This window comes from Streptomyces beihaiensis (assembly GCF_026274175.1).
GTDB classification, from domain to species: domain Bacteria; phylum Actinomycetota; class Actinomycetes; order Streptomycetales; family Streptomycetaceae; genus Streptomyces; species Streptomyces beihaiensis.
In genome coordinates this window covers 52,698-65,567 of the sequence record NZ_JAPHNL010000002.1, presented here as the reverse complement: position 1 = coordinate 65,567, position 12,870 = coordinate 52,698, and the positions used below count along the sequence as shown (strand labels likewise).

The 12,870-nt window shown below is 67.5% G+C and carries 2 protein-coding genes; one reads left to right on the top strand and one right to left on the bottom strand.

The annotated features are described in order from the left end of the window. Positions 1-45 precede the first annotated feature (45 nt). Positions 46-1,212, bottom strand: a complete 1,167-nt coding sequence (mycP, locus tag OFY01_RS01045; protein WP_266595345.1) for a type VII secretion-associated serine protease mycosin — start codon at positions 1,210-1,212, stop codon at positions 46-48. Positions 1,213-1,782: 570 nt separating this feature from the next. Here mycP and OFY01_RS01040 point away from each other — a divergent pair. After that, the gene (locus OFY01_RS01040; RefSeq protein ID WP_266595381.1) at positions 1,783-12,870 is read left to right on the top strand and encodes a LamG-like jellyroll fold domain-containing protein; all 11,088 of its coding nucleotides are present in this window, start codon (positions 1,783-1,785) and stop codon (positions 12,868-12,870) included.

The window sequence follows — 12,870 nt, the reverse complement described above, 5'->3', positions numbered from 1 at the left end:
GGGGGTCGGACTGGCGGTCGTCCTGCATGAGGGGGTGACGCGCCCTCATGCCCCATTTCTCTGTTTCCTCTTCGCTGACTTTCCTGCTGTGCCTGACCTGCCGGGCCCGTGGCCGGGGCGTTTCGGTGGCGTCTTTGGGGGGCTCGTCCTCTTGCCCCGCTGACCCTTGCGGCGTCGGATGACGATCCAGGCCACGGCGGCGGCACCGAGACCTGCCGCCCCGCCCACTCCGATACCGGCGAACCATCCGGTCCGGGTGCCCGGATGAGAGCCGAGTGGGTGGTCGGACAGGAGCGGATTGACTGTGGCACCGTTGGTGGAGGCAGGCGCTTGGAGGGCCGCGAGCGGGTCGATCACTCCGTAGCCGTATTGGTCGTCGTGGCCTTTTCCACCGCCGGGTTTCCGCGCAGTTTCGATGAGCCGCCGGATGGTCTGGCCGGCGCTCAGGTGCGGGAAGGCGGAACGGACCAGTGCGGCCGCAGCGGAGACGTAGGCGGCGGCATAGCTGGTGCCGTCGGCCTTCACGTACTGGCCGCGATTGTTGGTGGAATAGATGTCGACGGCCGGTGCGGCGAGCGTCGAACTTGGCCCGGATTCGCTGTGGGGCCAGAAGCGTTGGCCGGAGTCGGTGCCGGTGACGTCGATGACGCCGGGGAAAGCCGCCGGATACATGGCCGGGTTGCCGTCCTGGCCATCGTTTCCCGCCGAGGCGACGACGACGGCGTCCTTGCCGAGTGCGTAGTCGACGGCTTCGCGTAGCAGAGGGTCCGGCGTCGTCATTCCGCTGGATATGTTGATGACCTGCGCATGGTGGTCGGCCGCGTATTTGATGCCTTCGGCGAGTGAGGTGGGCTCCGCGGCCGCGTTCGTCGTCACTCGGATGGGAAGCACCGTGGACTTCGGTGCGAGTCCGGTCATTCCGTTCCCGTGGTCCGCTCGCCCCGTGCCCACGATGATTCCGGCGATGGCCGTTCCGTGTGAGTCGCCGGAGACGTCTGTCTGCCCCTTGTCCGTGGAGTCTCCGATGAACCCCGTGCCTTGGAGTACTTGGCCCTTGAGGTCGGGGTGGGAGGCGTCGACTCCACTGTCGATGACGGCGACGGTGACGCCTTGTCCGCGGGATATGTGCCAGATCCGGTCGGCATGGAACTGAGTGAGTGGCCACTCGGACTGACGTATGACGACGGCGTCGGCGGGGGAGCCCGCCGCCATCCCCCACAGTCCCGCGAGTGCGGCGCCGAGCAGGAATCGGCGAAGGGCCGATAGCGCGGCGGGAGTTCGGCTGCTGCCGGATCGTCTTCGCGGGAACAGCACGAACAGCTCCAATCGGCGTGGGACATCCCGTGCCGCACACACCTGGGGCACACAGAACCAGCCAAGGTCTACCACATCGCTTGTGTGGAACCAGCAGGTCCCGGCGGTGCCGCGAATGTCAAGGGGCGCTGGATCAGGGGCGGGACGCGCCCAGTTCGGGGTCAAGAACTGACCAAGATTGATTTCCTGTATCGGGTGTAAACATATGCAGTCGCCGCATATCGCGGTGTCGACTTATCGATTCACTGTTGATCTCCTGTGTGGCACTCCGTTACAACGTCTGCGCCATGCCTCCATCAAAAGAGGCGTTCTGTGCCTTTCTTGTGGGGGTTCTCGATGGGTCGCCGTCCGGTCCGCGTGTCATCCGGTGCGAGAAGGAGAGCGGCGTTCCGCATCGCTCTCCTCGGCCGCGGTGTGCGACGGCGGCGGTCGCGGAAGATCGCGCTCGCAGTCACCGGCGTGCTGTTCATGATGCTGGCGACGCAGCCGGCTCAGGCGTTCATCGACCAACAGGCCTTCGCGCCCAGCTCGGTGGTGCTGCCCCATCAGCGGACGGGGTCGGCTGCCGGGTTGCCACACCAGGCGGGCTCGGCACTGGCCCGGAGCGGACCGATGGGCTCCACGGAGAGTTCGGGCAAACAGGCCCCGGTCAAGGGAGCGTTGCCCACCGACCGGACGCCGAAGCGGTCGGTGAAACCGCAGGCGTCGTTCACCGGCCCGAAGGTCAAGCTCGGCGGCAAACTGACCTCACCACCGGCGCCCGCGCGGTCGCGGACGCTCGACCGCCGGAGCGCCGGGTCCGATTCCGCTGCCCACGGGGACCCGCATCTGCCGGGGCCCGCGGCCGCCAACCGGGAGATCACCAAGGACCGGACCGCCACCACCTCGGAGTTCCAGAATCCCGACGGCACCCGGACCGCCCGCGTCTACAGCCGTCCCGTGCACTACCGCACCGCGGACGGCTCCTGGGCCGACATCGACACCACGCTGACCCAGGGCTCCGACGGCCGTTGGACCGAGAAGGCGGACACTCCCTCGGCCGGTTTCGCTGCTCAAGGCGACGATCCGGCGCTGGTGACGTACGGCCCCGGTCACGGCGAGAAGGTCAGCTACGGGCTGCGCGGCGCGGCCGCCGTACCGGGCCACGCATCCGGCAATTCCATCACCTACCCCGGCATCGCCGACCACGCGGACGTGACGTACCAGGCGACCGGCTCCGGGGTGAAGGAGACGCTGACACTGCACTCCACCGAGGCCCCCACCACCTGGGTCTTCCCGCTGCATCTGACGGGCCTCTCGGCAACGCTGGCCAAGGACGGCAGCGTGGTGTTCAAGGACGGCTCCGGCGCCGTTCGTGAAACGATTCCGCACGGTTTCATGGAGGACGCCGACAAAGGCAAGGTCTCCAATGAAGGCGCGGTGTCCACCGGCGTCACCTACGCGCTGACCACCACCGACGGCGGCCCGGCGCTGAAGGTGTCGCTCGACTCGGCGTGGCTGCACGACAAGGCGCGCGTGTTCCCGGTCGAGGTGGACCCCACCCTCAGCGTCTCCTCCAGCACGTATGTCGAGACGCCGTACGACATCAACTTCTCCACCAAAGACACCCTGAAGGTCGGCTCCTACGACAGCGGCAAACACAAGGCCAACAGCTATCTGCTGTTCTCGGGGTTCGGGACGAAGTTCAAGAACGACTACATCGAGAAGGCGTCGCTCTACCTGGACGACGTCTGGTCCGGGGGCTGCACCGCGGAACCCGTCTACGCCCACGCCATCACCAGTTCCTGGAGCGTGAGCGGCATCGCCGACTATCCGGGCCTTTCCTACGGACCCACGATCGGTTCGGCCAGCTTCGCCGCCGGGTCCAGCTGTGGTGGATCTGCCTGGCACGGGATCAACATCGGTGACAATCCGAGCGCGGCGGGAGTGAAACTCCTCGAGGGGTGGGCGCACGGCGGCACCAACCGGGGCCTGGCGCTGACAGCGAACAACTCCTCCATCGCGGCATGGAAGCAGTTCGCCTCGGTCCACTCGTCCTACCCGCCGTATCTGTCGGTCACCTACAGTCCGTACGGCGCCGACTACTCGATCCCCAAGCAGACGTACACCGAGCCCACCGCGAGTACCACTGGCTCGATGAAGGTGTCGATCACCAACCGTGGCACCACGTCGTGGTCGACGTCGAACACCCAGCTCGCCGCGGACATCTACTCCACGTCCTGGTCGAAGCTGAGCACCAACGCCACCAAGACGTACGTGCCGAGTTCGGTGAGCCCCAACTCCACGATCACGATGACCGGCAAGTTGCCGGCGCTGGCGCCCGGCCAGTACTACGTGTGCTGGGACATGCTGACCAGCGGCACGTCGTTCCACTCGACGTACAGCGTGCCGGAGAAGTGCGCGGAGATCACCTCCGCCGACACTCCGCCGCAGATCGACTCGACCTCGCCGCGCTCCAACTCGGTGCTCGGTTCCGTCACGCCTCAGCTGTTCACCACCGGCCACGACCCGGACAACTATCCGGGCAACGGGCTGACCTACGACTTCAAGGTCTACAGCAACCCCGCGTCCGGCACTCCGTCTCTCGTGGCGGAATCCGGCTGGGTGAGCGCGGCCCAGTGGGCCGCCCCCGAGGGTGACCTCGCCTGGAACCAGTCCTACTACTGGATCGTGGCCGACAGTGACGGCGACGCCCAGAGCGCGTGGTCGCTGCCGTCGTACTTCTCCACCGCCGTACCGCAACCGCTGATCACCTCGCATCTGGGGGCGGCCACCCGGCACGACGGCGGGCGCTCGTTCGACCCGCAGGTGGGCGACTACACCACGGCGGCAACGGACGCCGCCGTGTCCACGGCCGGGCCGGCGCTGGACGTGTCGCGTACCTACAACTCGCTGGACCCGCGCAGCTCCCTGCTGTTCGGTGCGGGATGGTCGTCCCGGTACGACATGAGCGTGCAGCCGGACGACGACGCCTCCGGTTCGGTCGTGGTCACCGGCGCGGACGGCCGGCAGGAGAGGTTCGGCCGCAACAGCTTCGAACTGCACGAGATCGCCGGTGTGGGTGACCAGACCGGCGACGGCGTGGACGACGCGGTCGCGGCCGACCAGACCAACGGCAAGCTGTGGCTGTACCGGGGGCCGGACTACTCGGCGCTGACCCGCACGCTGGTGGGCACCCGTGGCTGGAACGGCATGAAGTGGCTGACCGGCGGTGACGTCACCGGCGACGGCATCGGCGACCTGATCGGCGTGCACACGGCCGACGGCACGCTGAGGATGTACGCGGGCCGGTCGGGCGGCGGCCTGTCCAGCCCGGTGACGATCGGCACCGGCGGCTGGAACGGCATGGCCGATCTGGCACTGACCGGTCCGCTGGCGGGCGACGGCAAGAAGGACCTGGTCGCCACGGAAATCTCCACCGGAAAGCTGTGGGCCTACCCGGTGAACGCGGACGGCACCCTGGCCAGCCGTGTGGAGATCGGCACGGGCGGCTGGAACGGCATGTCCGAGCTGATGGGTGGCGACTTCAACGGCGACGGTCACGGCGACGTCGTCGGCGTGGAGGTCTCGACGGGCTACCTCTACCTCTATCCCGGCACCGGTTCGGGCGGCCTTGGTTCGCGCACCCAGATCGGGCACAGCTGGGACAGCATGACGGATCTGACCTCCGTCAACGGGGTCAGCGGGGACGCGACCACCGACTTCCTGGCCACGCAGAAGTCCAGCGGGGTGCGTTTCCTTTACCACTCCGGCCCGTCGTTCAGCTCCTCCTCCTACGGCGGCAGCAGTGGCGACGTCCGCACCGCGACCGCCATGGCCGTCTACACCTCGGCCGCCGGCGAGTTCGAGACCCTCGGCCCGAATGCCGGCGCCTCCGCGGGCTGGTCACTGCGCGACAAGTCCGGCAGCACGTACACCTTCGGTGAGCCGTCCGGCACCGCATGGAGACTGACGAAGATCAGCGACCGGCTGGGCCGCGCCGAGAACCTCGCCTACCACACCGACGGAACCCTGGCCACGGTCACCAACACCACCAGCAACCGGTCACTGCACTTCACCTGGAGCGGCGGGCATGTCACCCAGGTGGCCACCGATCCGGCCACGTCCGGCGGCTCGGCGGAGACCTGGACGTACTCCTACAGCGGTGACGACCTGACCGGGGTGTGCCCGCCCACGTCCACTACGGCGTGCACCACGTACTCCTACACCTCCGGATCCTCTTCCGGTTCGCACTACCGCACGGCCGTCCTCGACGCCAACCCCGCCTCGTACTGGCGCCTCGCCGAGTCCTCCGGCACCTCCGCGGCCAGCGAGGTGGCGGTCAACGAGGGCAACGACGCCGGCACCTACAACAGCGGAGTGAGTCTGGGAACAGCCGGACCGCTGCCCGGGTCCCCGACCACCGCCGCCACGTTCAACGGCACCAGCGGCCACGTGTCGGTCCCGGCCGAGGCGCTGCACCAAGGCAAGAACCGCGCGATCAGCCTGTGGTTCAAGACCTCGGCGCCCGGTGTACTGATCGGCGACCAGTCCCACGCCATCGACGGCACCACCTCCGCGTCCGGCACATGGGCCCCCGTCCTCTACGTGGGGTCCGACGACAAACTGCACGGTCACTGGTGGAGCGGCAGCGGCACCGGCGGCACCGCCTTCGGCTCGACCGGCACGGTGACCGACAACGCCTGGCACCACGCCGTCCTCAGCTCGGACGGCGCCACCCAGACCCTGTACGTCGACGGTGCCAAGCAGGACACGTTCTCAGGAGCCCCCGACGACCAGAAGAACACGCTCACCTACATAGGCGCCGGATACGCGAAATACTGGCTCGACTCACCCGGTGAGGTCAGTTACTTCCCCGGCTCCATCGCCGAAGTCGCCTTCTTCAGCCACGCGTTGGGCGCCCCTGCCGTCTCGCAGATGTACGCGACGGGCAGCCACCCCACCGGGGAACTGACCGGCGTCACCCTGCCCTCGGGCAAGACGCACATGACCGCCGCCTACGACGCGGTACACGACCGGGCTTCGCAGATCACCGATGCCAACGGCGGGACTTGGAAGCTGAGTACCCCCTCGACGAAGGGCTCGGGGGCCTACTACCGGGGCGCGGTGATGGCTGACGCCCCGGGGGACTACTGGAGGCTCGGTGAGTCCTCGGGCAGCCAGGCTGTCAACGAAGTTCCCGACGTGACCGAAAGCGTCCTGGGATGGCGCTCCAACGGCCCCGGTACTTACCACAACGTCACCCTCGGCGCTTCAGGACTGTTCAAGGGAGGCACCGAGACCGCGGCATCCTTCAACGGCAGCAGCTCGTATGTCGAGTTGCCATACCGGTCCCTTGGCAACGGTACGTCGTCGTCACCGTTTTCGACCGAGTTGTGGTTCAAGACGACCACCACGGGCGGAGTGCTGTTCAGCTACCAGAGCAGTCAGATCGGCACCACACCCAGCGACTACACCCCGGCCCTGTATGTCGGCGCGAACGGCCATTTGTACAGTCAGTACTGGGACGGCTTCGTTTCTCCGATGGAGTCCTCGGTCGCCGTCACGGACGGTACCTGGCACCAGGCTGTCCTGACCTTTGCCTCCGACGACGTCCAGACTCTCTACCTCGACGGCAAGCAGGTCGACCAACGCACCGGGAAGGACTTCAACGACACCAACGAAGGCTATGTCTCCTTGGGCGCCGGATACCTTTCCGGTTCCTGGCCCTCCCAGCCCTCCAGCAACTCCCAGGGCTACTTCAAGGGCTCGATCGCCGAAGTGTCGATGCCCAACAAGACGCTCGACGCGGACACCGTGGCGGCGCACTTCGCGGCCCGCGGCGCCGCCTCCGGCGCGACGCCCGTCACAAGCGTCACCGTCACCGACCCCGGTGGCAAGAAACTGAGTTACCGGTACGACCCGGGGCACAGCGGACGTCTGATCTCCGCCACTGACGCCCTCGACGACACCACTTCCTACGGCTACGACACCGACGGCTTCGTCTCCACCGTCACCCGCCCGGACGCCGACTACACCGCCTACACGCACAACGCGCGCGGAGACACGCTCTCCGTCGCGGTCGGCAACCTCCGCAGAAGTGTCATCACCAGTTACTACACGTACCCGGCCGACGGCACCTACAGCGCCACCGACCCGCGCAACGACCAACCCACCGCGTACGCCGACGCCCGCTCCTCCGGCCCGGCCGACACGACCTACGCGACCGCGTACACCTACTCCGCCAACGGTGACCTGCTCACCACCAAGGACGCCGACGGCGACACCACGACCCGCACCTACACGACCGGCTCCGAGACGGCGGCCGGCGGCGGCACCGAACCGGCCGGGCTGCTCGCCAGTACCCAGGACGCCAACGGCAAGACCACCTCGTACGCCTACGACAGCGCGGGTGACCTGGCCCGCGTGACCGCCCCGTCCGGACTGAAGACCAGCTACACGTACGACGCACTCGGCCGTCGACTCACCACCGACCAGGTCTCCGACACATACCCGAACGGCCTCACCACCAGCTACACCTACGACCGCGACGACCGTCTGCTGACCAAGACCGCTCCGGCCACCACCGACGCCGTCACCGGCACCACCCACACGGCCAAGACGACCTACACCTACGACGACGACGGCAACACCACCGCCCTGGCGGTCTCCGACACCACCGGCGGCGAGGCCACGCGCACCACGGCATGGGCGTACAACAGCCACGACCAGGTCGACACGGTGACCGACCCGCTGGGTCGCAAGACCGGTTACGGCTACGACTCCTACGGCAACCGAGTCTCCGAGAACGACGCCGACGGCAACGCGTACAGCTACACCTACTCGCCCACCGGTGAGCGGCTCAGCACAACACTGACCAACTACACCGGCGACCCGGTCAACCCGTCCTCGGCGTCCTCGCTGGTGCTGGACTCGCGGGCGTACGACCCGGACGGCCTGCTCGCCTCGGACACCGACGCGATGGGGCGGACCACCAAGTACGTGTACTGCTGGACCCACTGGCTCTACTACTCAGAGCTCACCAACTTCCACAACGCGGACGGCAGTACCACCAGCAAGTACCTGCACGTCTATGACTACGACTACGCCGGACACGTCATCGCCGAGAAGGACACCAACGCGCTGACCCGCACCGATTTCACCGTCGACCCGGCGGGCCGCACCACCAAGCGGACCTTCGACCCGAGCGGCCTCGACATCGTCACCTCCTACAGCTACGACGGCGACGGCAACCTCACCTCCCAGTCCGTCACGGGGGGCAGCACCACCGAGCAGACCGACTACGCACACGACGCTCTCGGCGACGTCACCAGCGAAACCGTTCACAACGGTTCCACCAACCTGGTCACCACCCACACCTACGACCAGCGCGGAGTACTCACCTCCACCACCGACCCCCGCGGCAACGTCACGGGTGCCACCGCCGCGGACTACACCACCGTCTACACCTCCGACGAGGCAGGCCGCCTCACCCAGGCCACCGCGCCGACGGTCAACGCCGAAACCGACGGCAACGCCGCCCAGCAGGTCCACCCGATCACCCTGTACGGCTACGACACCTTCGGCGACCAGACGTCCGTCGACGACGCCGACGGCGACATCACCACCTACACCTTCGACGCCGACGGTGAGCGGGTCGCCACCTCGTCGCCCGCCTACACTCCGCCGGGCTCGACCACCGCCATCACTCCCACCACCACCGCCACCTACGACAAGGCGGGACACGTCACCTCGGTCACCGACGGCGACGGCAACACCACCTCTTCCACATACGACCAGCTCGGCAACCTCGCCCAGGTCGTTCAGCCCGCGGTCGGCGGCACCTCTCCGACCACGCACAACACCTACGACACCGACGGCGAACTGCTGTCCGTGACCGACCCGACGGGCGCCGTCACCAGCGGGACCTACGACGACTTGGGCCGCGCCCTCACCGTCAGTGAAGTGGTCCGCCAGCCCTCCACCGTCACCGACACCACCACCTACGGCTACGACGACGCCGGTAACCGCACCTCGATCACGCTTCCCGGCGGCGAGGAGTCCAAAGCCGACTACGACGCTGCAGGCAACCAGCTCAAGGTCACCGACCCGCTCGGCAGCATCACCCACTTCAGCTACGACCTCGACGGGCGGCTGACCAAGACCACCCTGCCGGACGGCACCGCCACCACCAGCAGCTACAACCCCGCCGGCCGACTGACCGCCACCGCCCGCCTGGATGCCTCCGGCTCCACGCTGGCCACGACCTCCACCGCGTACGACCGGGCCGGCAACCCCACCTCGGTCACCGACGCGAACGGCAACACCACCACCTACGCCTACGACGCCGCCGACCGTCTGACCCGGCAGACCGAGCCGGCCAGTTCCACCTCCACGATCACCACCAGCTTCGGCTACGACGCGGCCGGGCAACGCACCCGCTACACCGACGGCAACGGCAACGCCACCATCACCACCTACAACCCGCTCGGACTGCGCGAATCCAGCATCGAACCCAGCACCAGCGCGTTCCCGAACACCTCGGACCGCACGACCACCGTCGCCTACGACGCCGACGGGCAACCGGTGAGCGTGACTCGACCGGGCGGCGTCAGCCAGACCAGCAACTACGACGCCGACGGCCGCGTGACCAGTCAGGCGGGCAGCGGAGCCGAAGCGGCCACCACCACCCGTAAATTCGGCTACGACGCCGACGGCCGCATCACCTCCGCCGACGCACCCACCGGCACCGACACCTACACCTATAACGACCGCGGCGAGATCACGGCAACCAGCGGACCGTCCGGCACCGCCAGTTACAGCTACAACTCCGACGGCCAACTGGCCTCGCGCACCGACAAGGCAGGCACCGCCGCCTTCACCTATGACGCCGCGGGCCACCTGGCAACGGCCACCGAACCGTTGACCGGGACCACGGAGACCTACACCCGCAACAGCATCGGCCAGGTCACCAGCGTCTCCTACGGCGCCTCCGGCAGCGCGACCCAGAGCTTCCACTACGACGCCCAGCACCGCCTGACCGGCGACGCCCTCACCGCTCCGGGCGGCACCACCGAAGCGAACACCACCTACGGCTACGACACAGCGGGCCACATCACCCAGCAGACCACGACCGGGCTCGCCGGAGCGGCCGCCAACTCCTACACGTACGACAAGGCGGGACGCCTTACCTCCTGGAACAACGGCACCGCCACCACGACCTACGGCTACGACAAAGCCGGCAACCGCACCAGTACCGCCACCGGTTCGACCACCACCAACGCCGCCTACAACGCGCGTGACCAGCTGACCGCCACCACCAGCGGCCAGTCCAGCACGGCCTACAGCTATTCAGCCCGCGGCACCCTGTCCTCCGTCACCGGAACCAGCACCGAAAACCTCACCTACGACGCCTTCGACCAACTAGCGACCGACGGCACCACGACGTACTCCCACGACGCCTTCGGCCGCCTGGCCACCGCTGGTTCGGCCACCTTCACCTACAACGGCACCGACAACAGCATCGTCTCCGACGGCACGGACACCTACAGCCGCGGCCCCGGCGGTGGTCTGCTGGGCATCGCCAACACCGGCGGCGCAGCCCTCGCGTACACCGACCAGCACGGCGATGTGACCGCCACCTTCACCGCGACCGGCACGTCGCTGGCCGGCTCCACCGCCTACGACCCCCACGGCAGCACCCTCGCCACCAGCGGCACCCAGCACAGCCTCGGCTACCAGGGCGGCTGGACCGATCCGGCCACCGGCCGGGTCGCCACCGCAAGCCGCTGGTACGACCCCTCGACCGGCGACTTCACGAGTCGGGATGCCACCAACCAGCGACCCAGCCCGTCGGTCAACGCCAACCCCTACGCGTACGGCAACGACAACCCGTTGAGCAACGCCGACCTCTCCGGGGAATTCTCCTGTTCGAAGACGCACCACGGACCACAGGCCCCGGTCCCTCCGCCGCCGGTGCGGCCCACCGGTGGCTCTCCCTCCGGGGCGCGTACAGGCGGGGGTTCGTCGTCCTCGGGCGGCGGAAGAGGCGGCGCCGCCTTCGACTGGGCGGCCAAGATGCGCGCGTTGGACGCCGAAGAAGCCAACAGCTACAGCTACAGCGACGTCAGCAGCACCGCCGGCAGCCATGGCGGAGGTTGGGGAACCGCAGCCTGGGCGACACTCACTGTCCTCGTCAGTGCGGGTGCCGCCGTCGCCGCGGACGCCGCCACAGACGGAGCCGCCACGCCGGCGGACGGGGAAATCTACACCACAGTCGAAACCGGCATGAACTGGTTGAGAGACCAGTTCACACTCACCTCGGGCTACTACACCTGCAACACCAATGGCCGGATGGTGTACCACCCGGATGCCGGCGACGGCCTGAAGGAGAACCCGGGTAAAAAGCCCACAGGTCAGCCCAACAACAACGAGAGCCCGCACCAGGACGGCACCAAGAACGCGAACACGGGCCCGTCGGACACGAACCCGGTCGACCTGCAGGGTGTGGCCCCCGCCGACGTCACCGACCCGAGCGCTAACCAGCCCACGGGCAACGGCGGCCCCCAGGACCACAGCCTTGACTGTGTTGGTGCTCCCTCCCGCCTGGAGTGCACCGGCGACGGCAACCTGCTCGACCCCGATACCGGTGTCATCTACTGCAATCCAGCCGGAGCCTTCACCGTCGCCGATGGGTGCATGTCTCTGCCATCAGCCGATGCAGGGTCGACGCCCGAGTCGGACGGTAGTAGCGGCAATTGCAGTTTCTCCCCCGACACCAAGGTCTTGATGGGGGGCGGCAAGACCAAGCCGATCGGCAAGATCAAGACCGGCGACAAGGTTGAGGCCGCCGATCCCAAGACGGGCAAACACCAAGGCGCCCGCACCGTCCAGCACGTCTGGATCAACCACGACCGCGACCTGCTCGACCTGACCATCCGAACCAAGGACGGCCACACCGCCACCCTCCACACCACCGCCAACCACCCCTTCTGGGACGACACCACCCACACCTGGGTCCCCGCGGGGAAGCTCCACCGTGGCGACGCTCTCAACACCGCCGACAACGGCCACGCATACGTCGTAGCCCTCCGCGCCACCCCTGGCAAGGCGAACCGCTGGAACCTCACCGTCCAGCAACTCCACACGTACTATGTGCTGGCGGGGGCCACGCCAATTCTTGTGCACAATGTCTGCCCCAAGCTGGGGAATTATGATGGTGCAGAAGGAACCGGGTATGGCCCGGCGGATGACGCCACACGCGTGAGTGGGCCTTGGACGAAGAACGATATTGGACGCGGAACGCGTGGACTTCGCCCGAATCAGCTTGGTGATCGTCTTCAGATTCACCATGCTGACCAGATGCCTGGGGCGCCGATCCATGAGCTGGATCAGGATTTCCACCTCAATGCAGACATTCACCGCAACCCTTTTAATCAAGGTGTGGATGGCCCGATGCGTCGCCAAGATACACAGTTGCACTGGTGGTATCGTTCGATGGAGCAAGGCTGGGGAAGCGCCTACGGTCCGGAGGCATGGTTCGATAACTGGCCGGCGGAGGATCTGGGAGGCCCCTGA

Bases quoted from the DNA above. Each gene is read 5' to 3' on its own strand.
- mycP (WP_266595345.1), bottom strand. From the start codon at position 1,212: ATGGCGGCGGGCTCCCCCGCCGACGCCGTCGTCATACGTCAGTCCGAG.
- OFY01_RS01040 (WP_266595381.1), top strand. From the start codon at position 1,783: ATGATGCTGGCGACGCAGCCGGCTCAGGCGTTCATCGACCAACAGGCC.